This is a genomic window from Winogradskyella litoriviva (assembly GCF_013249065.1).
GTDB classification, from domain to species: domain Bacteria; phylum Bacteroidota; class Bacteroidia; order Flavobacteriales; family Flavobacteriaceae; genus Winogradskyella; species Winogradskyella litoriviva.
On record NZ_JABRWQ010000007.1, the window covers coordinates 13,903 to 40,086 of the forward strand.

The 26,184-nt window shown below is 32.1% G+C and carries 27 protein-coding genes and 5 tRNA genes; 3 read left to right on the forward strand and 29 right to left on the reverse strand.

Going from position 1 to position 26,184, the window contains the following annotated elements; all coding sequences use genetic code 11:
• Positions 1–121: 121 nt before the first annotated feature.
• The 20 genes from rplL to HNV10_RS14965 form a co-directional block, all read right to left on the reverse strand.
• The gene (rplL, locus tag HNV10_RS14870) at positions 122–496 is read right to left on the reverse strand and encodes a 50S ribosomal protein L7/L12 (protein ID WP_173302192.1); all 375 of its coding nucleotides are present in this window, start codon (positions 494–496) and stop codon (positions 122–124) included.
• A gap of 57 nt (positions 497–553) precedes the next feature.
• A complete protein-coding gene (gene rplJ / locus HNV10_RS14875; protein ID WP_173302193.1) occupies positions 554–1,075 on the reverse strand; it encodes a 50S ribosomal protein L10 in 522 nt (173 codons plus the stop codon).
• Between the two features lie 19 nt (positions 1,076–1,094).
• Positions 1,095–1,784, reverse strand: coding sequence for a 50S ribosomal protein L1 (gene rplA, locus HNV10_RS14880; protein WP_173302194.1), 690 nt, complete (start codon positions 1,782–1,784; stop codon positions 1,095–1,097).
• Positions 1,785–1,794: 10 nt separating this feature from the next.
• A complete protein-coding gene (rplK, locus tag HNV10_RS14885) occupies positions 1,795–2,235 on the reverse strand; it encodes a 50S ribosomal protein L11 (protein ID WP_008270923.1) in 441 nt (146 codons plus the stop codon).
• 66 nt (positions 2,236–2,301) lie between these two features.
• The gene (nusG, locus tag HNV10_RS14890) at positions 2,302–2,847 is read right to left on the reverse strand and encodes a transcription termination/antitermination protein NusG (protein WP_173302195.1); all 546 of its coding nucleotides are present in this window, start codon (positions 2,845–2,847) and stop codon (positions 2,302–2,304) included.
• 19 nt (positions 2,848–2,866) lie between these two features.
• Positions 2,867–3,061 carry a preprotein translocase subunit SecE gene (secE, locus tag HNV10_RS14895; protein WP_157364682.1) on the reverse strand — a complete coding sequence of 65 codons (195 nt, stop codon included), beginning with the start codon at positions 3,059–3,061 and terminating at the stop codon, positions 2,867–2,869.
• Between the two features lie 45 nt (positions 3,062–3,106).
• Positions 3,107–3,179, reverse strand: a tRNA-Trp gene (locus tag HNV10_RS14900).
• Between the two features lie 61 nt (positions 3,180–3,240).
• Positions 3,241–4,428 carry an elongation factor Tu gene (gene tuf, locus HNV10_RS14905; RefSeq protein WP_173302196.1) on the reverse strand — a complete coding sequence of 396 codons (1,188 nt, stop codon included), beginning with the start codon at positions 4,426–4,428 and terminating at the stop codon, positions 3,241–3,243.
• Positions 4,429–4,500: 72 nt separating this feature from the next.
• Positions 4,501–4,572, reverse strand: a tRNA-Thr gene (locus tag HNV10_RS14910).
• Positions 4,573–4,643: 71 nt separating this feature from the next.
• A tRNA-Gly gene (locus HNV10_RS14915) sits at positions 4,644–4,716 on the reverse strand.
• 126 nt (positions 4,717–4,842) lie between these two features.
• Positions 4,843–4,924 (reverse strand) — tRNA-Tyr (locus tag HNV10_RS14920).
• A 73-nt stretch (positions 4,925–4,997) separates the two neighbouring features.
• Positions 4,998–5,071, reverse strand: a tRNA-Thr gene (locus HNV10_RS14925).
• Between the two features lie 114 nt (positions 5,072–5,185).
• On the reverse strand, positions 5,186–5,488 hold the full coding sequence (gene hpf, locus HNV10_RS14930; RefSeq protein ID WP_173302197.1) for a ribosome hibernation-promoting factor, HPF/YfiA family: 303 nt from the start codon (positions 5,486–5,488) through the stop codon (positions 5,186–5,188).
• Between the two features lie 80 nt (positions 5,489–5,568).
• Positions 5,569–6,459 carry a tyrosine-type recombinase/integrase gene (locus tag HNV10_RS14935; RefSeq protein WP_173302198.1) on the reverse strand — a complete coding sequence of 297 codons (891 nt, stop codon included), beginning with the start codon at positions 6,457–6,459 and terminating at the stop codon, positions 5,569–5,571.
• A 117-nt stretch (positions 6,460–6,576) separates the two neighbouring features.
• Positions 6,577–7,743, reverse strand: coding sequence for an acyl-CoA dehydrogenase family protein (locus tag HNV10_RS14940; protein ID WP_173302199.1), 1,167 nt, complete (start codon positions 7,741–7,743; stop codon positions 6,577–6,579).
• 13 nt (positions 7,744–7,756) lie between these two features.
• A complete protein-coding gene (locus HNV10_RS14945; protein ID WP_173302200.1) occupies positions 7,757–8,644 on the reverse strand; it encodes a ComEA family DNA-binding protein in 888 nt (295 codons plus the stop codon).
• Between the two features lie 20 nt (positions 8,645–8,664).
• Entirely contained in the window at positions 8,665–10,260 is a 1,596-nt protein-coding gene (locus HNV10_RS14950) for an alanine/glycine:cation symporter family protein (protein WP_173302201.1), read from the reverse strand.
• 90 nt (positions 10,261–10,350) lie between these two features.
• The gene (locus HNV10_RS14955) at positions 10,351–11,379 is read right to left on the reverse strand and encodes a potassium channel family protein (RefSeq protein WP_173302202.1); all 1,029 of its coding nucleotides are present in this window, start codon (positions 11,377–11,379) and stop codon (positions 10,351–10,353) included.
• A 5-nt stretch (positions 11,380–11,384) separates the two neighbouring features.
• Positions 11,385–11,612 carry a PspC domain-containing protein gene (locus tag HNV10_RS14960; protein ID WP_173302203.1) on the reverse strand — a complete coding sequence of 76 codons (228 nt, stop codon included), beginning with the start codon at positions 11,610–11,612 and terminating at the stop codon, positions 11,385–11,387.
• A gap of 91 nt (positions 11,613–11,703) precedes the next feature.
• Positions 11,704–12,978 (reverse strand): DUF2851 family protein, encoded by a 1,275-nt coding sequence (locus tag HNV10_RS14965; RefSeq protein WP_173302204.1) that lies wholly within the window; start codon positions 12,976–12,978, stop codon positions 11,704–11,706.
• Positions 12,979–13,100: 122 nt separating this feature from the next.
• On the opposite strand from HNV10_RS14965, the gene HNV10_RS14970 reads away from it, so the two are divergent.
• Positions 13,101–14,243 (forward strand): endonuclease/exonuclease/phosphatase family protein, encoded by a 1,143-nt coding sequence (locus tag HNV10_RS14970; protein ID WP_173302205.1) that lies wholly within the window; start codon positions 13,101–13,103, stop codon positions 14,241–14,243.
• 84 nt (positions 14,244–14,327) lie between these two features.
• Here the strand turns inward: HNV10_RS14970 and HNV10_RS14975 are convergent, their stop codons facing one another.
• Together HNV10_RS14975 and HNV10_RS14980 are read right to left on the reverse strand one after the other, a co-directional pair.
• Positions 14,328–15,308, reverse strand: a complete 981-nt coding sequence (locus HNV10_RS14975) for a PLP-dependent cysteine synthase family protein (RefSeq protein ID WP_173302206.1) — start codon at positions 15,306–15,308, stop codon at positions 14,328–14,330.
• 115 nt (positions 15,309–15,423) lie between these two features.
• Positions 15,424–16,656 (reverse strand): ABC transporter permease, encoded by a 1,233-nt coding sequence (locus HNV10_RS14980; protein ID WP_173302207.1) that lies wholly within the window; start codon positions 16,654–16,656, stop codon positions 15,424–15,426.
• 9 nt (positions 16,657–16,665) lie between these two features.
• On the opposite strand from HNV10_RS14980, the gene HNV10_RS14985 reads away from it, so the two are divergent.
• The gene (locus tag HNV10_RS14985; protein WP_173302208.1) at positions 16,666–18,027 is read left to right on the forward strand and encodes an exo-beta-N-acetylmuramidase NamZ family protein; all 1,362 of its coding nucleotides are present in this window, start codon (positions 16,666–16,668) and stop codon (positions 18,025–18,027) included.
• Between the two features lies 1 nt (position 18,028).
• On the opposite strand, the gene HNV10_RS14990 is transcribed toward HNV10_RS14985, so the two are convergent.
• The 5 genes from HNV10_RS14990 to HNV10_RS15010 all read right to left on the reverse strand — a co-directional run bounded on the left by HNV10_RS14990 (position 18,029) and on the right by HNV10_RS15010 (position 21,780).
• The gene (locus HNV10_RS14990; RefSeq protein WP_173302209.1) at positions 18,029–18,463 is read right to left on the reverse strand and encodes a hypothetical protein; all 435 of its coding nucleotides are present in this window, start codon (positions 18,461–18,463) and stop codon (positions 18,029–18,031) included.
• Between the two features lie 167 nt (positions 18,464–18,630).
• Positions 18,631–19,461 carry a glycerophosphodiester phosphodiesterase gene (locus HNV10_RS14995; RefSeq protein ID WP_173302210.1) on the reverse strand — a complete coding sequence of 277 codons (831 nt, stop codon included), beginning with the start codon at positions 19,459–19,461 and terminating at the stop codon, positions 18,631–18,633.
• Between the two features lie 28 nt (positions 19,462–19,489).
• On the reverse strand, positions 19,490–20,332 hold the full coding sequence (locus HNV10_RS15000; protein ID WP_173302211.1) for a sterol desaturase family protein: 843 nt from the start codon (positions 20,330–20,332) through the stop codon (positions 19,490–19,492).
• Entirely contained in the window at positions 20,333–21,235 is a 903-nt protein-coding gene (locus HNV10_RS15005; RefSeq protein WP_173302212.1) for a hypothetical protein, read from the reverse strand.
• Between the two features lie 50 nt (positions 21,236–21,285).
• Positions 21,286–21,780: a YkgJ family cysteine cluster protein gene (locus HNV10_RS15010; protein ID WP_173302213.1), complete on the reverse strand. Its 495-nt coding sequence runs from the start codon at positions 21,778–21,780 to the stop codon at positions 21,286–21,288.
• A gap of 70 nt (positions 21,781–21,850) precedes the next feature.
• On the opposite strand from HNV10_RS15010, the gene HNV10_RS15015 reads away from it, so the two are divergent.
• Positions 21,851–22,549, forward strand: a complete 699-nt coding sequence (locus tag HNV10_RS15015; protein WP_173302214.1) for a class I SAM-dependent methyltransferase — start codon at positions 21,851–21,853, stop codon at positions 22,547–22,549.
• 162 nt (positions 22,550–22,711) lie between these two features.
• Here HNV10_RS15015 and HNV10_RS15020 read toward each other — a convergent pair whose 3' ends face one another.
• Together HNV10_RS15020 and HNV10_RS15025 are read right to left on the reverse strand one after the other, a co-directional pair.
• On the reverse strand, positions 22,712–24,331 hold the full coding sequence (locus HNV10_RS15020) for an amidohydrolase (protein ID WP_173302215.1): 1,620 nt from the start codon (positions 24,329–24,331) through the stop codon (positions 22,712–22,714).
• A 110-nt stretch (positions 24,332–24,441) separates the two neighbouring features.
• Positions 24,442–26,163, reverse strand: coding sequence for a porin family protein (locus HNV10_RS15025; protein ID WP_173302216.1), 1,722 nt, complete (start codon positions 26,161–26,163; stop codon positions 24,442–24,444).
• Positions 26,164–26,184 lie beyond the last annotated feature (21 nt).

Sequence of the window (26,184 nt, forward strand, 5' to 3'; positions counted from 1 at the left end):
TGATGAACGAGATTTTAATAAATAAAAACTAAAAAATGTATATAACGTTTATATACACAAAATGGTTTAGGTCTTAGAGTATTACTCTAGACCTAAACCTTGTATTGTAGATGAGGTAAGCTTACTTAAGCTCAACTTCAGCGCCAGCCTCTTCTAACTGAGATTTTAATGCCTCAGCTTCGTCTTTAGCTACACCTTCTTTGATTGCACTTGGTGCATCATCAACTAAACCTTTTGCTTCTTTTAAGCCTAAACCAGTTAATTCCTTAACTAATTTTACAACAGCTAATTTAGAACCACCAGCCGCTTTTAAGATAACATCAAATTCAGTTTGCTCCTCAGCAGCGTCTCCACCACCAGCAGCTGGACCAGCCATAGCTACTGCAGCAGCAGCAGGCTCAATACCATACTCATCTTTTAATATAGTTGCTAATTCGTTAACTTCTTTTACTGTTAAGTTAACTAATTGTTCTGCGAAATCTTTTAAATCTGCCATTTTTCTATTGTTTAATAATGTGTGTTATAATTTAATTTTCTATTGTGTAATACTTAATTATCCTTCTCTTTCGGACAATGTTTTAACGATACCTGCTATCGTTCCACCACTTGATTTAAGAGCAGAGATAACATTCTTAGCAGGAGATTGTAACAATGTTACAATTTCACCAATAAGTTCTTCTCTAGACTTAATTTCAACTAATGCGTCTAATAAATCGTCGCCAATGTAAATGGACTCCTCAATAAATGCACCTTTTAATAAAGGTTTTTCAGATTTCTTACGGAATTCTTTAATTACTTTAGCTGGACCGTTTCCTGTTTCAGAATACATTACTGACGTATTCCCTTTTAAAGTTGTTGGTAAATCACCGAAATCCTTATCCGATGCCTCCATTGCTTTCTCTAAAAGTGTATTCTTAACAACCGCTAACTTAATGTTAGACTTGAAACATGCTCTTCTTAAATTTGAAGTAGTTGCTGCATCTAATCCAGAAATATCCGTTAAATAGATATTTGTATTATCTGCTAACTGAGCAGTCAACTCTTCAATTACTTGGGATTTTTCTTCTCTTGTCATAATATTCTAAGTTTAACTACTATCCTATTTTTGTATCAACTGCTATACTTGGACTCATTGTACTAGACATATAAATGCTTTTTACATAAGTTCCTTTTGAAGCAGTTGGCTTTAACTTCATAATTGTAGATAATAATTCTTGAGCATTCCCAATAATTTTATCTGTACTGAACGATGCTTTACCAATTGGTGCATGTACAATACCTGTCTTATCTACTTTAAAATCAATCTTACCAGCTTTTACTTCTGCAACTGCCTTAGCTACATCCATAGTTACTGTTCCAGTTTTAGGGTTTGGCATTAGTCCTCTTGGTCCTAATACTCTACCTAATGGTCCTAACTTACCCATAATGCTTGGCATAGTAACGATAACGTCAACATCTGTCCAACCATCTTTAATTTTTTGTAAGTATTCATCTAACCCAACATAATCAGCGCCCGCTTCTTTAGCTTCAGCTTCTTTATCTGGAGTTACAAGTGCAAGAACCTTCATGTCTTTACCTGTACCATGTGGTAATGAAACTACACCACGTACCATCTGATTCGCCTTACGTGGATCTACACCCAATCTGATTGCTAAATCAATAGAAGCGTCAAATTTTGTATATGTAATTTCTTTAAGTAAAGCTGAAGCTTCTTCTAGAGAGTAAACTTTGTTATTATCAACTTTTGCTCTTGCTTCTTTTTGCTTCTTTGTTAATCTTGCCATTTCTAAAAATTTAGTTTGGAGCTTCTCCTCCTTTAACAGTGATACCCATCGATCTTGCTGTACCGGCAACCATTTTCATAGCTGAACCGATTTCAAAGGCATTTAAATCTACCATTTTGTCTTCAGCAATTGCTTTAACTTGATCCCAAGTTACTTTTGCTACTTTACGTCGGTTTGGTTCTCCTGATCCTTTCTTTACTTTGGCCGCTTCTAATAATTGTACTGCTGCTGGTGGAGTCTTTATTACAAATTCAAATGATTTGTCTTTGTAAACAGAGATTACCACAGGTAATACTTTACCTGGCTTATCTTGAGTTCTAGCATTAAACTGCTTACAGAACTCCATGATGTTAACTCCAGCGGCACCTAAAGCGGGTCCTACCGGTGGCGATGGATTCGCAGCACCTCCCCGAACTTGTAGCTTAACTACTTTGTCTATTTCTTTTGCCATTTCTTAATGTTTATACGTTTATCTATTTTAGGAAGCATAGATTAACGCTCTTTATTGTAACAATTATTATACTTTTTCTACTTGCATATAACTTAATTCTAACGGTGTTTTTCTTCCAAATATTTTCACCATTACTTCAAGCTTACGCTTTTCTTCATTTATTTTCTCAATAGTACCATCAAAACCATTGAATGGACCATCGATTACTTTTACTGTTTCTCCTTTTGTATATGGAATAGCTACGTTAGCATCCGCTTCAATAGATAATTCATCCACTTTGCCTAACATTCTATTTACTTCTGATTGTCTTAACGGCACAGGCTCACCACCTTTTGTTTCACCTAAAAAACCAATAACGTTAGTAATTGATTTAATAATATGTGGTATCTCACCACTTAAATTAGCCTGAATCATTATATAACCAGGAAAATAAACTTTCTCTTTCTGAATTTTTTTTCCGTTACGAATTTGAATAACTTTTTCAGTCGGAACTAAAACCTGATCTACAAAATCACTTAAACCTAATCTAGAGATTTCATTCTCAATGTAGCTCTTAATTTTGTTTTCTTGACCACTTACTGCTCTAACAACATACCATTTTTTTTCAGACATCTTCTTCTTGTATAATTGTTTAGTGAATCAAATCAAAATAAGCTTTTACCGCCTTACTAAAAACAGTATCAACACCCCAAATAGCCAGTGAAAAAATAATTGAAAACACAGCTACAATCACCGTTAATTTTTGAGCTTCTGGCCAAGGTGTCCAAGACACATTGTTTTTTAACTCTTCAAACGATTCTTTTATATATGTTACTAATCCTGCCATTTGATTTAAATTTATTGAGGTTACATAGAACCTATTTGCATATTGCACGGGTTGAGAGACTCGAACTCACGACACCTGGTTTTGGAGACCAGTGCTCTACCAACTGAGCTAAACCCGTAAACAATAATCAAGGCATCCCGATATTTCGGGACACCTTAATTAATTATTTATTTAGTTGTTTAGTCTAAAATTTCAGTAACCTGACCAGCACCAACTGTTCTACCTCCTTCACGGATAGCGAAACGTAAACCTACGTTCATTGCAATTGTGTTAATCAATTCTACAGTAATTGTCAAGTTATCACCTGGCATTACCATTTCAACACCATCAGGAAGAGCAATGTTTCCAGTTACATCAGTAGTACGTACATAAAACTGAGGACGGTAATTATTATGGAATGGAGTATGACGTCCACCTTCTTCTTTCTTAAGGATATAAACTTCTGCTTTAAATTTAGAGTGAGGTGTTACAGAACCTGGCTTAGTTATAACCATACCTCTAGAAATTTGAGACTTCTCAATACCTCTTAATAAGATACCAGCGTTATCACCAGCTTCACCTCTATCTAAGATTTGACGGAACATTTCAATACCAGTAATAGTAGATGTTAACTTCTCAGCACCCATACCGATGATTTCAACAGGATCTCCCGTGTTAGCTACACCAGTTTCAATACGACCAGTTGCAACAGTACCACGACCTGTAATTGAGAATACATCTTCAATTGGCATTAAGAAAGGCTTGTCCATATCACGAACTGGCTCTTCAATCCAAGCATCTACTTGATTCATTAATTCCATTACAGTATCAACCCACTTTTGCTCACCGTTAAGTGCACCTAAAGCAGAACCTGCTACTACAGGACCATTATCACCATCGTATTCGTAGAATGATAATAAATCTCTAACTTCCATTTCAACCAACTCTAACAACTCTTCATCATCAACCATATCCACTTTATTCATGAATACAACGATACGAGGAATTCCTACCTGACGACCAAGTAAGATGTGCTCACGAGTTTGTGGCATTGGACCATCAGTTGCAGCAACAACTAATATAGCACCATCCATTTGAGCAGCACCTGTAACCATGTTCTTTACGTAATCCGCGTGACCTGGACAGTCAACGTGAGCGTAGTGACGGTTAGCAGTTGAATATTCTACGTGAGAAGTATTAATTGTTATACCTCTTTCTTTTTCCTCTGGCGCATTATCAATTTGATCAAATGATTTTGCTTCTGATAAACCTGCATCAGCTAATACTTTAGTAATAGCAGCAGTTAAAGTTGTTTTACCGTGATCTACGTGCCCAATAGTACCAATGTTTAAGTGTGGTTTTGAACGATCGAAAGTTGCCTTTGCCATGTTTAATTTATTTTAATCTTATTTAATATTAGTGTTCAATTGTTATATTCTAAATTTGCGCTTAGAAAAAAGAGCCAATGACGAGATTTGAACTCGTGACCTCTTCCTTACCAAGGAAACGCTCTACCCCTGAGCTACACCGGCTTTTCATTTACGATAGCCGATTTTCGAATTACGATATAAAAGTCTAAATCTTAACTCGTAAATTTTTTTAGAGCGAGAGACCGGGTTCGAACCGGCGACATTCAGCTTGGAAGGCTGACGCTCTACCAACTGAGCTACTCTCGCATTTATCAAAATCTTTACATCTTGACTGGTAATCAATATTTCAACATGACTGAATAATTTCAATCAACATTTAGCAAATAGTTCTACAAAAGTAAGCATTAAAAAACTACTACTAAAAAATATTTGTGGGGAGAGCAGGATTCGAACCTGCGAAGACGTAGTCAGCAGATTTACAGTCTGCCCTCGTTGGCCGCTTGAGTATCTCCCCAAAACATAAATTCAAAATTTCAAATTTATAAAAATTTATTTTTAAATCTAACAAAAAAAATAAACCTTTTAAGAGCCGATGGAGGGACTCGAACCCACGACCTGCTGATTACAAATCAGCTGCTCTAGCCAGCTGAGCTACATCGGCTTTTTCTTACTTTTTTACCATCAAAAATTGACTTAAAAAAAGTCCGCTATTTCTAACGGACTGCAAATGTAATGTTTTATTTATTTAATCAAAACTTTTTTTAAAAAATTTTATCTAACTATGTGCTCTTTGTTTTTCTTTATGTTTTTTTATCTGTCTTCCCAATGCTGTAATTGCAGCGTCTGCACCTTCTTCAAAAGACTTACATTGTTTCTTTACTACAAAACTATCTCCAGGTACACTTAATTTAACTTCAAATATTTTATTTTCCTTATCGCTTGTGTTCTCGACTTTTAAATACACATCTGATTGAATAATTTTATCATAGAACATATCTAACTTATCCATTCTTTTTTGGATGAATTCTATTAGAGAACTATCTGCCGTAAAATTAACGGATTGGGTGTTTACTTTCATATATCTTATTTTAAGTTAAACAATTGAGCCAAAAACTAATTTAGCAATCAATTTATTATTAATTAGTATTAAGCTTATGCCTAATGTTTATTTCTAGGGTGCGCATTTGCATATACTTTTTTTAATTCACTTATACTATTATGTGTATAAACTTGGGTTGCAGCTAAACTAGTATGTCCAAGTAATTCTTTAACAGTATTTAAATCTGCACCTTGATTTAATAAGTGAGTTGCAAATGAATGTCTCAATACATGAGGACTGCATTTTGCTTTAGTGGATGCTTTACTAAAATACTTATTTATTATTCTGTAAACAAGTTTTTCGTATATTTTAAGACCATTTTTTGTTAAAAACAACATCTCTTTATCTTCTATTTTTGGTAATTTCATTCTATAATCCAAGTAGCAATCTAAGGCTTTTGCTAAAGATTTAATTAATGGTATGTACCTTTCTTTATTTCTTTTACCTAAAACTTTTATTTGATTATTACTATTATCAACATCTGATAATTTTAAATTTACTAGCTCTATACGTCTAATTCCTGTAGCATAAAAAAGTTCTATAATTAAAAAATCTCTTGCACTTTCAAAATCTACTACTTCTATGCATTGCTCTAAAACCGTCTTTAATTCTTGTTGAGAAAAAGGCAATTGTATTTTTTTACCAACTTTTAATGCTTTATGCTGTTTTAACGGATTTACCTCTAATCCTTCAGTTTTAAGTAAAAACTTATAATATGTATTTAATGAAGATATTTTTCTGTTTATAGTTCGGTTTGAAATATTACTATCCACCAATTCCACAATCCATTGTCTTATTTCAGAATAACCGACCCTTACCAAATTGTCAGTGTCATGATTTTGATTTAAAAAACTTTGAAAATTTTCAATATCTGTAGTATATGCTAAAACCGTATGTTTAGAATATTTTTTTTCTAATAATAGATAGTCTTTAAAAGCCTTGATACTCATTCTTTTTTATTGATGAACTTTAAATATAACTATTTACCCTAATAAATATTGAATTTTAAAATAAAAAATCCTGCTCTAAGGCAGGATTTATAATTCAATTTATTAAAACTTATTATATTAAGTAGCAGGTTTATAATCCTTATTATCGATTACCATTTTAGCGATAATCTCTTTTAAGATTTCAGAAGTTCCACCTCCAATTGGCCCCAAACGACTATCTCTAGCCATACGAGCTAATGGATACTCTTCCATATAACCATAACCACCTAAAAATTGAAGACATTGATATATTACATCGTCTGCCATTTTAGTAGACTGCAATTTAGACATGGTTGCTTCTTTCACCACATAATCTCCCATATCTAAACGTTTTGCAACATAATAATTGAATTGCTTACAAATTTCCATTTGTGTTTCGCATTCTACAAATGCATGTCTTAAGGCTTGAAATTTATCAATAGTTCTCCCAAAAGCAGTTCTTTCTGACATGTATTGTTTTGCATATTCTAAAGCATACTCTGCTCTCGCATGTCCGTTAACACCCATTATTAATCGCTCTAAGGCAAAATGTTGCATTATATATGGAAATCCTTGATTTTCTTCGCCCATTAAATTTGAGGCAGGAATTACCACATTATCGAAAGCAATTTCTCCGGTATCAGAAGCTCTCCAACCTAACTTATCTAATTTTGTTGCAGAAATTCCTGGTGTATCTCTATCCATTACAAAAATACTAATCCCTTTATTTCCTAACTCGGGTTTTGTTTTTGCAGCAACAACTAAGTAATCGCTATAAACACCATTTGTTATAAACGTTTTTGAACCATTGATTACAAACGTGTCTCCTTTTTTTACTGCTGTAGTTCTCATACCAGCAACATCACTTCCTCCAAAAGGCTCGGTGATACATAAACATCCTATAGCTTCACCTAAAACACTTGGTGTTAAATATTTTTCTTTTTGTGCATGGTTTCCTTCCTTGTTTAGATGTGTCATTGCTAAATAAGCATGTGCCCACATTGCAGCCGCAAAGCCACCAGAATTAATACGTTGTAATTCTTCTAGAAAAATAACTGTATAAAATAAATCTAAATTTAGTCCACCATAAGCTTCAGGTGTTGCTAACCCAAAATAACCCATATCTCCAAACTTCTTCCAGATAAAACGTTCTATACTACCCGTTTCTTCCCATTTATCAATATGTGGCAGCACTTCTTTTTGTAAAAAATCTCTTAGACTTTCTCTAAACAAATTGTGCTCTTCAGTAAAATATAAATTAGACATAAATTGTTGTTTGTTAAAGATGCAAATATAACTTAATTATATCGAATTTCTTGATTGGGAAATCTTCTACTTTTAATAAATCTTCAATTGATTTAAATCCATCTCTAAGTGTCCTTTCTTCTATGATGTGATGCGCAACTTCATAATCTATATATTGAATAGTTACTAGTTCATCTCTACTTGCTGTATTAAGATTATAGGTTTTAATTGCTCTTGGTGTCTTAACTGTAAAATCGTTTTTTATTCGTTCTACAACCTCAGGAGACAAACCGTAAACTTCAGTTAGTTGAACATCTGAAATAAAACCACCGTTAAATTTACTTCGGTATTTAATAATTCTTTCGGATAACTTTTCTCCTACACCATAAACCTTTTGTAATTGAGATGCTGAGGCTATATTTAAATCTATTTTTTGCTCATAAGTTTTTGGTGTTTTAGAATTTGCATAAGTATTACTATAATCTTGAAACTTAGGTTTTGGGTTAGTTACCCAATCTGGGAATTTAAAATATGGCGATACAACTGCTAAAAATGAGTCGGAAACTTTAGTTATCTTTTGAAATTCTTTAGCTGAATTTACCCATTGATTGGTTGCTCTAAACTTATGAAGTCTATCAATTTGTTCATTTGTCATTCCTAAAGTATAGCCTTTGTAATCTGTAATGAAATTTGGGTTAAAAGGATAAATTTTTGGTTTCTTATTTTCAATTTCAACTAAACGTAATGAATCTACTTCGGCTTTAAATTTTTCGATTTCAATAGTATCTAATGGAATATCATCATTAGATGAAAAAAAACTATTAGGCGCAAACCAATACACACATTGTAAACAAATTATTATAGCCAACAATAAAAAAATCCCATTTCGTTGTTGATTAGAAAACTGAAAATGGGATTTCATGTATTAATGTTTTAAGTGATTTATGCTTTATTTTCCTTAATAGCTTTCATGTACTTATTAAGCTCTCCCTTAACTTTTGGAGCAAGTAGAACTAAACCAACCATATTTGGAACCATCATTGCAAAAATCATAGCATCTGAGAAGCCAATTACAGAACCTAAACTAATGGAAGCACCAACTATTACAAATAAGCAAAATAATACTTTATATACATATTCTGTTGTCTTTGTTCTTCCGAATAAAAAGGCCCAACCTTGGTAACCATAATACGACCAAGAAATCATTGTACTAAATGCAAACAATACTACTGCAACGGTTAAAACGTATGGGAACCATGATATAACAGATTCAAAAGCACCAGATGTTAACAAAATTGCATCTGCATCATTTAAGCCTGCATTTGCTGAAGTTACATTTCCTGTAATTACTAAAACTAAGGCTGTCATTGTACATACCACAACTGTATCTATAAATGGTTCTAACAAAGCTACTAATCCTTCTGATGCTGCATATTTTGTTTTCACTGCTGAATGAGCAATAGATGCAGAACCAACACCAGCTTCATTAGAAAATGCTGCTCTTCTAAATCCTTGTACTAACACACCAATTGCTCCTCCTGCTACTCCTTCTGGACTAAAAGCACCTTCAAAAATTTGAACAAAGGCGTCACCTACCATATTGAAATTAGCAAAAATCACGAAAAGGGAAGCTGCCACATATATAACTACCATAAATGGTACTATCTTGTCTGTAACTTTTGCAATTTTCTTAATACCGCCAATAATTACAATTGCTACAAGTGATGCCATTACTATACCAAAAACCCAACGATAACCATTCATAAATGATTCTTCACCACCCGTCATGTGCTCAAATAACTGAGCTGCTTGGTTAACTTGAAACATATTACCGCCTCCAAAAGAACCTCCAATAACAAATAATGCAAATATGGATGCTAATACTTTTCCTAATCCGCCAAGGCCTTTAGATTTTAAACCCTTAGTTAAGTAGTACATTGGACCACCGTAAACGGTACCATCCTCATCAATATCTCTATATTTTACACCAAGTGTACATTCTACAAATTTAGATGCCATACCAAGAAAACCAGCCACAATCATCCAAAATGTTGCACCAGCACCACCAACAGAAACTGCGATAGCAACACCTGCTATATTTCCTAAACCAACGGTTGCTGACAAAGCTGCCGTTAAAGCTTGAAAATGTGATACTTCGCCTTCATGGTCTTCTATTGCAATTGTTTCAATGTTATCGCCACCTGGTGTAGAATCTCCTGCGCCAACTAAAGACTCATGATGGTCTAATTCATCATATTTTCCTCTAACAATATTTACAGAAGTAAAAAAACCTTTAAAATTAATAAACTTGAAATAGATTGTAAAGTATAGCGCACCCAAAATTAAAGGGAATAATACCCAAAAGACTTTTACTCCTCCACCGAAATCTATTTGATAAAAAATTCCACGAACAAACCAACCTGTTGCATTACCAAAAGCTTCATCTATTTGCTGGTCAATGCCAACTTCTTGTGCCTCTTGAGCAAAGTTTAATAATGGTAAAATGAGTGTAAAAAGTGATAGAAGATATTTCTTCATGTGTAAGGGTTGTTAGTTAGTTTTGTATTTGAAGCTGACAAGATGCTAAAAAATATTGAGTTTTTAAAGCATCACCTGTTAAAAAGGTCTTTATTCTAGCTCTATGTTATAAATAGAGTTCAACTTTTGTATTTGTTCTGGTCTTCCTAAAACTATGATTTTTGAACCAGATATTAATTTGGTATCTGCTTCTGGATTAACAATATATTCTCCTTGAAGGTCTTTAAAACCAATTACTGTACAACCCGTTTTTTTGCGTAAGTCTAAATCTCTAATCGTTTTTTCTTGAGCTGCATTATAAAGTTGCTCAACTTTAACTTCTTCAATATTAATATTGCGTTCTCCTACAATTCCTAAATTATCAATAAACTCTACCAAATCCGGAATTACAACTAGTGACGCCATGTGATCACCACCTATTCTATCTGGAAGAATAACATTATTGGCTCCTGCTAGCTTCAATTTATTATAAGAAGTTTCTTGAGATGCTCTACTAATAATGCACATCTCTTTATTTATTTGCCTTGCAGAAAGCACCACAAATAAATTATCTGCATCACTTGGCAAGGCACTAATTAAGGTGCTTGCTCGCTCTATACCAGCTTCAAATAGTATGTCATCTTCATTAGCATTTCCATAAATAAATGGAATATCTTCTTCTTGAAATTTTTCTATAATCTCCTTATTACGTTCAATAACAACATATGGCTTACCATAATCCAATAGTTTTTTTGCGGCTTGCTTTCCGTTACGTCCAAAACCACAAATGATAATATGGTCAGACATGGCATCAATTTTCTTCTGCATTTTACGTTGTTTTATGTCTTCAAAATTATTTCTACTAAGAATGTATTCGGTAATTATAGATATAGCATAACCGACAATAACCACACTTGCTAAAATTAAGAATATCGTAAAAATCTTAGATTGTGTATCTAATGGGTTAACTTCTGCAAAACCCACAGTTGTAATTGTAATAACCGTCATGTAAACGGCATCTAACCAATCGTAATCTGAAATAAATCGATATCCAAAAACACCAATAGTCATTAAAAACACAAGCATCATAATTGCAGTGTAAATCTTAGATCTATAGAGTCTTAAAAGTGGATTATCCATAATTATTATAAGTCGAAAACAGAAGAGCGTTTGGTATAAACAATATCTTTAATTCGCATCCAAAATGCTAAAAACACATATAATGCAAAACCAAAACCTAAGGTAACAAAGGTGAGATACATAAATGATGTTCTTACTATTTTTGCTCTAATCCCTAAACGGTCTGCAATACGCTGACAAACGTAGTATCCTCGTTTTTGAAAATATAATAGTAAGCTGTAAGGCTTATTCATGTTTTTTTATAGTTTATATTTTGATACTCGACACGTAATCTTTGTTTATATAACAAAACATTTTACACGCTCGTTTCATAACGCAATTTAGCTAATTTTTAACTATTAGACTATTACCAATTGCACATTGTAAACATTTGTTGTTATCGCAAAATTTTTGTTTTAATTGCAGTAAACCTTGCGAGTTTAACGCATTCTTTTCCAATGGTTTTAAATCTAGAAATTTAGAAACAATACTATTATTTTCAATCTTAATTTCTTTTATAAGTTGAAATAACTCCTCTTCAATTGATTTTCCTTGAAACTTCGCATAACTAAATTTTAAAGGGATTAAGGTGTTAATTATTAATAAATCTACGAAAGGTTTAGTCATTAATTTTTTAAAAACTTTAGAGGTTTTAGAAAATGTATAATGCGTTGTCCAGTACGTTGTAACTCCTAAATTAAAAAGTTTATAAAACTCATTTTTTGAATTTAATTGCATCACTTTTGAAAACAAATTCTGTTCTAAACTATATAAATTAGCAAATTGAGACAAACGAATTGTTGGAAAATTTGGAGGTCTCAATCTAAAAAATTGCATTGGTAAAACACCTTGATTAGTAAGATTAAATTTCTGTTTTAAAAATCCGTAACGATGCTTTAAATCTATATAATAGGCATCTTCAATATTTTCATCAAACAATAAATTTGACTGCCCAAATAGCAACGCTTCTAAATCTAAAACATCATTTTGAAGTTTCCGAACAATCGAAAAACCTATTGAATTAGCTATACTCAAAAACGATTCTCCGTTGACTTTAAGTCCGAAATTTTTCAATAACATTTTAAACAATACGGCTTCCCAATTGTTATTGGATTCTTTTAACAATTGATTTATAGACTCAGATTTTAGTTCTAAACGTTCTATGTATAATCTTTCTAACCAATTATTTAACACAAATTCATTGACACTTGAAAAGCTAGACTCACAATTAATCCAAGTTTTAGATTGCATGAGGTTTTTATAATTATGGATTAAGTTTAAATCCACAACATTTTTTAATTCTAACGTCGGAATTTTAGAATTGTCACTTCTAAATATTTCAGTATCATGCTCCCAAACTACATGCAGAATAACATTATCATAAGCTTTATCAGTTTCATGGTTATGGACATACCAATCTGAAGATTTAATATGTATCTCTACATTACCAGCCCAAAGCTGGTCTCCAATACTTAGCTGTGCATTAAAAAAATCTGGACCAGCATTATGGTTATGCTGCCCTAAATTAGAAATACTAATAACCTCATCATTTGAGGTTTTTAATAATGACGAATCGAAGGCCTTGTGTTTCCAGATATAATGAAGAAAATCTTCTTGCATGCTCTAAAATAGAGAATTACAATTAAACTATTACGTGTTTTTAAAAAATTTACGTAGTTCTACGTACAAATTTCAATTAGATTATAATTAACTTGTAAACGCAACTTAAAATCTAAAAATCTATGCGTTACTATGCTCTTAAAAGTGATTTTCGAGAACCTGCTGAACGACATCGGGTTATCAAACGATTAACAAGCCTAAAAGAAGATTTAGATAATAGAATTCCTGAAAAAATCTTTAATAAAAACGTTTTAATTGCTACCTGGAATATTAGAGATTTTGATTCTAATAAATACGGTTATGGACCTAGAACAAAAGAAGCTTTTTTTTATATGTCAGAAATTATTTCGAGCTTCGATTTGGTAGCTATACAAGAAGTAAACGAAAACCTATATGCCTTTAATCGCTTAATGTATGTAATGGGTGAAGATTGGGACTACATTATGACAGACGTAACAGAAGGAAGTTCTGGTAATGGAGAACGTATGGCTTATATTTATGATACCAAACGTGTTTCTTTTAAAAAAGTAGCTGGCGAAATAGTTTTAACACCAAGCCAACTAATTGGAGATAAAAAACAATTTGCAAGAACACCATATTTGGTTGCTTTTCAATCGGGTTGGTTTAAATTTAAATTATGTACTGCTCATATTTATTTTGGAGCAGACTCTGGTGAAAAACTAAAACAACGAATTGAAGAAATTGATGCTATAGCAAGCAACATTAAAAAACGAGCTAAACGTTATGATGAAAATCTAATTCTATTAGGTGACTTTAACATCTTTAGTCCAGAGCATGAAACCATGAAGACATTAAAAAAACATGGGTATATAATTCCTAAAGGTATTGAAGATAACCCTTCTAATATGTACCAAACAAAACATTATGACCAAATTGCCTTTATGGAAAAAAAGGGAGAAGTTATTTTTGGTGACCAAGACAATAGTGCTGGAGCTTATAATTATTACAATCGTGTTTTTAGTACACGTCAATTTAAAGATTACCAATCTCTGGTATTCGAAAACTTAAAAGGCAAATTAAAAAAACAAAAAAATAAACTAGCGAAAACAACAGATTTAAAAAAACAAAAAACTATTAAAAAATCTATTGCAAAATTTGAAGGCATTATTGCCAATGAAGCCAAACAAAAGGACTATTATAAAAAAGAATGGCGCACTTTTCAGCTCAGTGATCATTTACCCATGTGGACAGAATTAAAAATTAACTTTAGTCTGAGTTATTTGGAGAAGATAAAGAATGAGTAATCCTATTAAACAAACAAAATCCTGAGTAATACACAGGATTTTTTGTTTATTTTAATATATGATTATTGCCAAGGCAGCAATTGATTACTCAATATAACCCATCTCACGCATCCAATCATCATTAAACATTTTGCCTACATAACGACTTCCATGATCATGAAATAAAACCACAACCACATCATCTGGTTTAAAATGTTCTTTTAATTGTAATACTCCTTTTATGGCAGACCCAGCAGAGTTTCCTAAAAACATACCTTCTTCTTTTGCTAAACGCTGTGTATAAACACACGCATCTTTATCGGTTACTTTAGTAAACCCATCGATTACGCTAAAATCTACATTTTTTGGTAAAATATCTTCACCAATACCTTCGGTTACGTAAGGATATATTTCGTTTTCATCAAAAATTCCTGTTTCGTGATACTTTTTAAAAACGGAACCATAAGTATCTACTCCCCAAACTTTAATATTAGGGTTTTGTTCCTTTAAATATTTACCAACACCAGAGATTGTGCCTCCTGTACCTACACCAACTACAAAATGTGTAATCTTACCATCAGTTTGTTTCCAGATTTCTGGACCTGTACTTTCGTAATGTGCTTTTGTATTACTTGGGTTATCGTATTGGTTAACGTACCAAGAGTTTGGGGTTTCTTCACCTAATCGTTTAGAAACTGAATAATAACTACGTGGATCATCTGGCTCTACTGCGGTTGGGCAAACAATAACTTCGGCGCCTACAGCACGCATAATATCCACCTTTTCTTTAGACTGTTTATCTGCCATTACAAAAATACATTTGTAACCTTTTACAATGGCAGCTAATGCTAGTCCCATTCCTGTGTTTCCTGATGTTCCTTCAATTATAGTTCCTCCTGGTTTTAATCTTCCATCTGCTTCGGCATCTTCAATCATTTGCAAAGCCATTCGGTCTTTTACAGAATTTCCTGGGTTAAAAGTTTCGTATTTGGCAAGTACTAAACACGGTAAATCCTCCACAAGTTTATTCATTTTTACCAATGGCGTGTTTCCTATTGTACCTAATATATTTTCTGCGTATTCCATAGTTTTATTTCGAAGTTGCAAAAATAAGTGAAAAGTTAAATGTATAAAGTTAAAACTTCGTTATTATGTTTTTAGAGCTTGTAACAAAATCATATAATAAGGTTTCAACAAATAATTAATCAAACCTTATTGATTTAACTGGAGAAATCCTAGAAATGATTACTGAAGGAATTAACAACATTAATAAACAAGCTATAAATGTGCCAATATTAAGTAGTAAAATATAATCTAAACTAATATAAACTGGAGCTGTACTCACATAATACGTATCTGGATTTAATGGAAATAACTTAAAATACTTTTGGGCAAATAATAAACCCAATCCAATAACATTTCCCCAAAGTAATCCTAAACCAATAAGGTATGAGGCATTATATAGAAACACTTTTCTAATAGTCCAATTAGAACCTCCAAGTGCTTTAAGAATACCAATCATTTGTGTGCGTTCTAAGATTAAAACCAACAGCGCTGTAATCATATTAATACCAGCTACAATAATCATAATAGCTATTATACCGTAGGTGTTGTTATCAAAGATTTTAATCCACTCAAAAATTGTATAATATTTTTGAGTTATTGACGTGGCATTTAAATTTGAATCTGTGTTTTTATAAACTTGTTGCGTTACTGCATCAATTTCAGAAAAATCATCAATAAAAACTTCAAAATTGCCAACTTGGTCAGCTTTCCATTTATTAAGACGTTGTACATGTCTTAAATCTGCAATAAGAAATTTCTCATCGAGTTCTTGAAAGCCAGAATTATAAATACCTACAATTTTAAAATTCATAATTCTTGGCAATCGATTAATCTGATCGGTAAACAAGGTCTGAAATTTATCACCTACTTTAAATCCTAATCGGTTGGCCAAATATGTTGAGATTAAAACTTCTTCATTTCGTTTTTCTGTATAATCAGGAAGTTTGCCTTCTACTAAAAACTCTTTAAAATAGTTCCAATTATAATCAGCTCCAACACCTTTTACCACAACACCTTCAAAATCAGTTTCAGTTCTAATAACCCCAAATTTTGTGGCTACGGCTTGTACGTGTTTTACACCTTCTACAGTATTAAAATCTGGATAAAAATCTTGATTTATAGAGATTGGCACTTGAGATTCGTCTGAAGCATTACTATCGTAATTAGTGATTTCTATATGACCATTAAAAGCCACTACTTTTTCTCTAATTTTTTGTTGTAATCCCAAGCCTGTGGCAATTGCAATAAGCATTACAATGATACCAATAGCGATTGCAGCAATACCAATTTTAATAATTGGTGCCGAAACACTACTTTTATACGTATTATTGCCAATTATACGTTTAGCTATAAATAACTCGAAATTCAAAACCTATATATGCATTTTAAGGTTGTCAAAAATACAGTTTTATTCTCATTAATTATTGGGATTTTATTCATTCCCTTCTCTTGTGGCAATAGAGTAACGGAAGAAACAGGAAGTTCTAAGCAAGAAGTCGAAGAAACTAATTCTATTTCAATGAATAATACTGCTGATAAAATTACAGTTGAAACTACACATAGTATTGAAGAAATTAGTAACGATACCATTTTAGCCAATGGTAAAACAGAAAAACCAATTAAGGTTGGTGCCAACCGAACGGAATTATATTTACCATTATTAAAAGGTAAGCGTGTTGGTGTTGTTGCCAATTTAACTTCTGTTATTTTTAGAAATAAGACACGAAAGTTTACCAACTTAAATTATCGCCACATTATTGATTCTTTACTGTCGCTTAAAATTAACATCAATAAAGTATTTGCTCCTGAACATGGATTTAGAGGCACTGCAGATGCTGGTGAATTGGTAAAAGATGGCATAGACACTAAAACAGGATTACCTATCTATTCGCTTCATGGAAAACATAAAAAACCAACAATAGCACAGCTAAAAGATATCGATGTTATGGTTTTTGATATACAAGATGTTGGTGTTAGGTTTTACACTTATATATCAACCTTACATTATGTTATGGAAGCTTGTGCTGAGCAAAATATTCCGCTTATTATATTAGACCGACCAAATCCTAATGGTAACTATTTTGATGGACCTGTTTTAGAAAAAAAACATAGTAGCTTTTTAGGTATGCATCCTATTCCATTAGTACATGGAATGACCTTAGGAGAATATGCAAAAATGATTAATGGAGAAGCTTGGCTAAAAAATGGTATAACTTGTAATATTACAATTATAGAGGTCGATAATTATACGCACAACTCTTTTTACAAACTTCCTATAAGACCTTCACCAAATTTGCCAAATGACCAATCTATTATGCTTTACCCTAGTTTAGGCCTGTTTGAAGGTACAAATATTAATGCTGGTCGAGGCACTGAATCTCAATTTCAGAGGTATGGTGCTCCATTTTTAGATAAAAACCATTATAAATTTAGCTATACTCCTATTGCTAATTTTGGTGCTAAATATCCTAAGCACCAAAACAAAATGTGCTATGGTGTTGATTTGTCTGACGTAAAAGCAGAACGGCATTTTACTTTAAAATATATAATGGATGCCTACAAATATGCGAATGATAAATCTAAAGTATTTGACACTTCTAACTTTACAGCTCATTCTGGTACGGATAAATTACAAAAACAAATAGAGGATGGTTGGTCTGAAACCGAGATAAGAGCAACGTGGCAAGAAGGATTAGAAACCTTTAAAACCGTAAGAAGTAAATACCTTATCTATAATTGATTTAATAATCAACAATTAAAATATCTTCATCCGTAGGTTCAACAGAGATTAAATTGCTAGTTCTACTAATTTCCGATTGATTATTTGGAGCATCATTAAAAATTTTAACTACAAACACAATTAGTTTTGGTTCTAAAACGGCTACAAAAACGTGCTTACCTTTAGGTAATTTGTTTAATGGAAATTTATAATTAGTAGAATCTATCTCAAAATCAATATTTCGTGTATCGTCATGATTTAAGGTATATAACGAATTGATAATTTTATCACTTTTAAGAATAAGGGTATCTCTAGTTTTATTTAAAGTATGAATTAACTCTTTAGCTTGGCTATTTCTATTCTGTTCTAATTTAGCAAAATGATTTTGTGCTTGTAACGTGTAACTTAATAGAATAGTGAGAATAACAACGAGACAGAGACGGATTAAATTTTTCAATGCATTAATACTTTAAGTTACACAAAATGTATGTTAACTCAACAGTAATTAATTAATCCGTTTTAAACATAATAGGTTTTATTAATTATTTCGGCAAAACACCTGTGAATTGCACAAAATAATCGAGGAAATACGCTTTGTCTGTAATCAATTACATAAACTATAATCTATAATAGGTCTATTAATCGATTAGGATAATCGGTAATAATGCCATCAACCTTCCATTTCATCATTTGCTCCATATCCTTTTCTTCATTAATAGTCCATGGTATTACTTTAAAGTTTTCTGCTTGTAAATTTCTAACCTTTTTTTCATCTAAAAGCTTATAATATGGACTTATTATTTCGGGTAATTTTACTATATCTAATTTTGATATTTTATCCCAAATCTCTTCATTCTCATCAACTAGAAGCGCTATTTCTGTTTTAGGAGATTGTTTTCTTATCTCTCTCAGAATTTTAATATCAAAAGATTGAAGAATTACACGACTCAACATGTCATTCCTCTTTAATTCATCTAATACTAAAGCTACATAAGCTTCTGGTTTGGGTGTAAAGATGTTATAATAATCTTGCTCTGATTTAATTTCAATATTAAACTTTACATCAGAATTTTTACGTTTCACTAAATCAAAAACTTCGGATAATAAAGGTTTGAAGGTTTTTATTTTCTGTTGATTTGGAAATCTAGGATGAAATTTTGAACCACAATCAAATTGTTTAATTTCATTATAATCCATTTTGTATAAATTATAATGTGTTTCTAAAGCATCCGGAATAACTTCACCTGTAGCATCTAGACAAATTAAGGGATTCATATAAGGCTCATGAGTTACAACAACCTTATTGTCTTTTGAAATAGCAATATCTAATTCTAACGTTGTAACACCCAATTCAATCGCTTTTTCAAAAGCCGGCAGGGAATTTTCAGGCATTAAACCTCTACAACCTCTATGACCTTGTATATCAATTTGTATAATTTCAGTATTACAACTCATAACTAATAGTATAAAAAATGATAATACGCTAATCTTCAAGATTGGTAGAAAGTGTTGCTTTTTCATATGGCAAGAAAGGTTGTTTAAGCAAATGTTTTATGTCACTATTTTTTACTTCATCTGGAAACACATCTACACCATACACCAATTTTTCGCGATCTAAATACATATAAGTTCCAAAGATGCGATCCCAAATACTAAAAATATTACCATAGTTAGAATCTGTATAAGGTAACCTATAATGATGGTGCGTTTTGTGCATATCTGGTGAAATAATAAAATAACTTAGTGCTTTATCTAAACCTTTTGGTAATCTTATATTAGCATGTGTAAATTGTGTAAATATTAAAGACATAGCTTGGTACAACATTACCAAGGCTATTGGTGTGCCAACAACAAAAACACCTAATAACGTAAAACCAAATCTTATTAAACTTTCTATGGGATGATGCCTATTGGCGGTTGTAGTATCTACTTTATGATCCGTATGATGCACTAAATGAACCATCCATAACGGTTTTACTTTGTGCTCTACATAATGCGCTAAATAGGCACCAAAAAAATCTAAAAACAAAACGCCAATAAAAGCATATAACCATAATGGCATTTCTGGCAACCAATTTATAATACCAAAATTGTTTGCTTTAACCCAATCTGCAACGCCTATAAGCAAAAATGCTAATGCAAAATTTATAATAATGGTTGTAAACGTAAAGAACAAATTAGGTAGTGCATGTTTCCACTTTATATATTTAAATTTAAATAGCGGTACACCACTTTCTAGAAACCAAAAAAAAGTAAGTCCGCCTACTAGAATAAGACTTCGATGCAGAGATGGAATAGTTTCGAAATAGTTTATGATGCTTTCCAATCAGGTTTTATTTAAGTTGATAATCATTTGCGCTTTCTTCAAATTTACAGAAGAAATCTTAGATTCCCATACTGCAGCATTAGTTTCGTCTTTTAAAATCTTATAAGCTGTATAGTATAAAAAAGCAACAAAGGACTGATTGCTAGATTCAACTTTTTCGGCATCCATACGCTTTAACTGTCTCAATACCTTTTTTGGACGCTTGGCAACTAAACTTTGCTGAATACCCAAGAGTTCTACTCGTTGCTTTAAAACTAATTGATCTTCTTTCTTTTCGGAATTTAAAAATGAATAAGCTTCATTCAAATAAATATTTGATAACCTTATGATATCATCTCTAACGTTATCTTTCATATACATTGAAAAATCCAGGTATTTCGAAGCTAAATAATAAGCTGTAAAAAAATCTTTTTTTTGACGGTAACCATTTAACTCTATAGCTATATATTCTGTATTAAGAGCATACTTCTGTATCATTACTGTAATATTTTCTAAATCTTCAGATGTGTCATTTACATTTAAAATATTACCATTAACATCTAATATTTTAATAGTATCGTCATTAAACTTATCTATATATCGCTGACTTCTTTTACCTTTTATTTTCTCATATAAATCTGCATATTGATACTCGCTTACAATAACTGGAATAAAGTTTTTCCAAATAATTGGACTTATTTCTTCATCTTGAAACAAATTATTTATAAAAACAACATTTCCTTTATCATCATTTACAAAAACTGGGTATTGAAATTTTGTAGTTTCTTCCCAAACCATTAAAATCATTTTGTTCTCAACAGAAGCTAAACTTTGAGCTATTTCTAAATTAGTCATCCATGCTTGTGCAGACAAACCATAAGTTGTAAATAGAATAAAGATTGTTTTTATAATAAGGTTTCTCATATTTTATTTTTTAAGATTTATTATCAAAAATTATTCCGAAATCTTCAATATTAAAATTGAATCCGTTTTTTCATTTCTTCAACGATATTAAAAGCAGCCGGACAAATGGCAACATTCTTCAATGTTAAATTAGAAATCTGTTGAAACTTTTTTCTATCTGTATGCGGAAATTCTCTACATGCCTTTGGTCTTACATCGTAAATAGAACAGTAATTATCAGCTCCCAAAAATGTGCATGGCACAGATTGTAATACATAATCGTTCTCTTCATCTAAGCGCAAATATGTTTCAATAAACTGTTGCTCTTTCATCTTAAAAGACTTAGAAATACGCTGAATATCTTTATCTGTAAACAAAGGACCAGTTGTTTTACAGCAATTAGCACATTCTAAACAATCAGTACGCTCAAATTCATCTTCGTGCAACTCTTGCATTAAATAATCGAGCTGTTTTGGTGGTTTCTTTTTTAGCTTGGTAAAAAAGGTTTTATTCTCCTTATGCTTATCTTTGGCGAGCTTTGGAAGGTTATTGATTTGGTCTTGCATAACACAAATTTAAGTAAAGTTCTCGATACAATTTCGAGAAAAATCAAAATCACTAGAACTGACAGAAATTATGAAAAAAGATATTTTTGGAAAAGCATTATTAGATTACCAAAACGGAAATTATTCTGAAGATATAATTACATCCACAAACATTTCTGATGACGATGTTTTACCTATACCATATTTATTTAGACCCTATTCTGAAATGCCTAAACTAGAGCAAAAGGCTTTGCAATTATCTAAAGGTCAAGTTTTAGATGTTGGTTGCGGCTCTGGAAGTCATTCTTTATGGTTGCAAAACAAAGGACTAAACGTAAAAGCTATTGATAGTTCTAAAGGTGCAATTGAAGTCGCTAAAAAAAGAGGTGTTTTTAGTGCTGAATTAAAACCGCTTTTAGAAGAGACTGAAAGGTTTGACACTATTTTATTATTAATGAATGGCACAGGAATTTTTCAAGAATTGTCTCTTGTCTCTCAAAACTTGAAGCATTTAAAATCCTTATTAAAACCCAATGGACAAATTCTTATTGATTCTTCTGACATTTCTTATATGTACGAAGATGAAGATGGTGGACAATGGTTAGATTTAAACCAAGGTTATCCTGGAGAACTCAATTATTATTTATCTTATAAAGGCGAAAAAGAAGCTGCAATGAAATGGTTATATCTCGACTTTGAAACTTTAAAAACAGCATGCTTAACTGTTGGCTTAAAATGTGAGAAGGTTATGGATGGCGAACATTTTGATTATTTGGCGCGCTTGTATTAATTTGCTTCTATGGAAGATTAATGCTCGCAAAGACGCTAAGCCGCAAAGTTGAATGAGTGATTCGATTTAAAATTTCATTAAAAAAATCTATGCTTCTTAGGAACAATGCTACTCTGTAACTCTGAAACTTCGAAACTTTGAAACTTTTTTAACTAATCCATACTACTGCACTTCACCACCAACAACGGTCTTCAACACCTTAATATCAGGAATCTCATTAGCTTCAACCGTCATAATATCTTTATCTAAGATGATAAAATCTGCAAATTTACCAACTTCAATACTTCCTTTTTCGTTTTCTTCAAAATTTGAATAAGCTGCCCAAATAGTCATTCCTTTTAAAGCTTCTTCTCTAGTTAAAGCATTTTCCATTTGAAAACCACCTTCTGGATAGTGTTCTAAATCTTGCCTGGCAACAGCCGCATAAAACGTTAAAAACGGACTAACACGTTCTACAGGAAAATCGGTTCCTAAGGCTACTTTTCCATAAGCTTCTAATAATTGTTTATAAGCATAAGCACCTTTTATTCGTTCTTCTCCTACTCTATCTTCTGCCCAATACATATCGCTTGTAGCATGTGTTGGTTGAATTGATGGCATTACATTTTTATATAATTCAAAATCATCCTCAGATACTATTTGTGCATGCTCTACACGCCAACGTCTGTCCTTTTTTCCTTTTAAAACCTTATTATATGTTTCTAAAACCGCTCTGTTTGCAGAATCTCCAATGGCATGTGTGTTCATTTGATACTCCGAGTTTGCAATTCGTTCAGCAGACTTATTCAGTGTTTCTAAATCCGTAACCATTAAACCTAAATGACCTGGTTTATCTGAATAAGGTTCTCTTAGCATTGCTCCTCTAGATCCTAATGCTCCATCTGCATAAAACTTAAATGAACGCACATTTAGTCGATCTGTTTTTATCGTCCCTTTACTTAAAAAGTAATCTAAATTATCTTGCGAAGCTGATACCATAGCATAAACTCGCATTTTTAAATCTCCAGTGTTTTGCAAACTATCAATGAGTTCTATAGCATACTGTTCTAGACCAGCATCGTCAACAGTTGTTAAGCCCAAATCAAAGCACATGTCTTGAGCAACCAGTAGCGCTTCTACAAAATCTTCCCTTGTATATTCTGTTGGCCAATTACTCCACACCATATCTACAGCTTTATCAACTAAAACTCCTGTTAATTCACCATTTTCAATCACTACTTCTCCTCCTTCAACTTTACTATTAATTGTAATATTACCGAGATCTAAGGCGGCCTGATTGCATAAAGTAGCGTGACCATCTATACGTGTTAATGCCACAGGTATTTTAGGAAATAATTTATCTAACAATTTTTTATTCGGAAACGCTTTATCTTCCCAATCATTTTGATCCCAGCCTCTTCCTACAATATAGTTTTGTTGTTTTTTATTTTGAAAATCTAGTACACGTTTAATTACATCTTCAAAACTTTCTGTTCCAACCAAATCAACATCTAGTTGGTCTAGACCTAGTCCTAAAAAGTGGCAGTGTGCATCAATAAAACCTGGCAAAAGAGTTTTGCCGTTGGCATTAAGTGTATCTATTGCTTTATATTTTCCTTCAATTTCTGAAGTTGAACCGACAGCAATTATTTTACCATTTTTTACAGCAAAGGATTCAGCCTTACTAAAGTCATTATCTACCGTATAAATGTTAGCGTTTGTAACTATTAAATCTGCTTGTTGTTTATCTTTTTGACATGCGAAGATTGTAAACAATGTTAGAATGGATAATAATTTCTTCATAGTGGTTGGTTTATAAGCATTGTAAAAATAAGAAAAGCGTTCCGGATTTGGAACGCTTTTATATAACAAAGAAAGAGGTTACCTAATTAAGTTGGCAATACCTGTTCTATTTAAAAATCGAACTGATATGTAGCACCTGCTAAAAATTGAATGCCTTGCACTGGGAAATTTAACCAACGGTCATAATCTTGATTAAATATGTTATTTGCTTTTGCAAAAAACGATAATTGGTCATTTAATTTATAACCAACATGTGCATTGAGGTCAAAATAGCTATCTAAACCAACTCGTGTAACTTCTGCAGTATCAAAGAGAATTTCTACGATTCTTTCATCTTTACGTTCGCCTACAAAATAACCACTGGCGCCTGCAAACCATTGTTCGGATATTTGATAATCTACAAATATGGATGCTTCTAAATCTGGTAAGTTCCAGGCTTGTGCTTGGTCTTTCATATCATAAGCAAAGTACTCGCCTTTAATTCCCAAAGAAAAATTTCTATTGACATCTACATTTAACTCACCTGAAACAGAGAATGTAGTAACATTGTCATAAACTACTCCAAAAGAGTTTCCGTATTGGTAATCTTCAGTAGGTGTTGCCACAGCTGTATTAGATTTATATAAAGCCTTATCTTTTTCTGAACCGTAATTTCCTCTAACGTTATAACTCACATTATTGGTTAATTTACCTTTAACACCAACAAAAGCTCTAAACTGTTGATTGGTTGGCACAATAGCAAGGGTTGGCGACACAAATGGATTTTCATTTGCAAATTGGTAATATGAATTCTGAATTACTTCACCTGTTAAACCACCAAAAGCTATTAAAAGCTCGTCTACTAAACGATAAGATGCATCTACATTAGGATGGAAGTAAAATTTACTTTTACTCAATTCCGTATCGTTAAGATAAGTTAATCTCACACCCAAATTAAGTGTTAAATCATCTCTAATCAATTGGTAAGAAGGCGCTACACCAAACATAAAGTTTCCATAATTCACTTCTGCTATTCCATTATAATCTGCATCAAAACTTCCTGCTATGCCTTCTAAAAATACTTCTGCATCAATATCTGCATCTCTTATGGCTACTTCAAAATTTGTATTTGCACTAAAAATGTTTTCACCAGAATTTCTGTCATCTCCAAAGCGTCTAAAACGAATACTAGCATCGTTTACAATAGCATCGTTAAAATCAATTTTTCCGCCAATATTAAAACTAGTGAAATTATGTTTTGGATTAATAACATTGGCTTCTGCTTCACCAAAATAATCTTGAGGTAAGCCATACCAATTATAAGTTTGCATATCTATGCCTCCATCTACTTTCCAAGAAAAATCTCTTAAACTTTTAGAGTAATATGCGTTTAATTTTGTTTTTGAGAAATTATCATCTAGCAATAATTCGTCTATTCCACCTTGTGAAGAATGATGACTAAAATAACCACCAACATTCTCGTCTCTGCTTAACTCATGGTTAAGATACACTTCACCTAAAATAGTAGTGTACGTTCCAAAACCTAAAGACGCATAATTATCATATAATTTTACAGCCTTAACTTTATCTACAGTTGCAGCTTTTCCTTTTGCTGGTGTAAATGTAGAAGCCACAGGAATTGAGAAAATATTATATTTTATTTCCTTTTTCTTCACTGCGTTGGAGTCATTCAATTTTGGATTATCCTTAATCTTAAAGGCATCAGAAATTGTTGGCTTATATGGTTTTATAACATTAACCGTTTGGTCTGCAATGGTGTCTTTTTCTTGTGCTACGACAAAAGAAAGACTGCTTGATATGGTTAGTATAAAAATTAAAAACTTGATTTTCATTTTATATGTTTTGATTTGAAT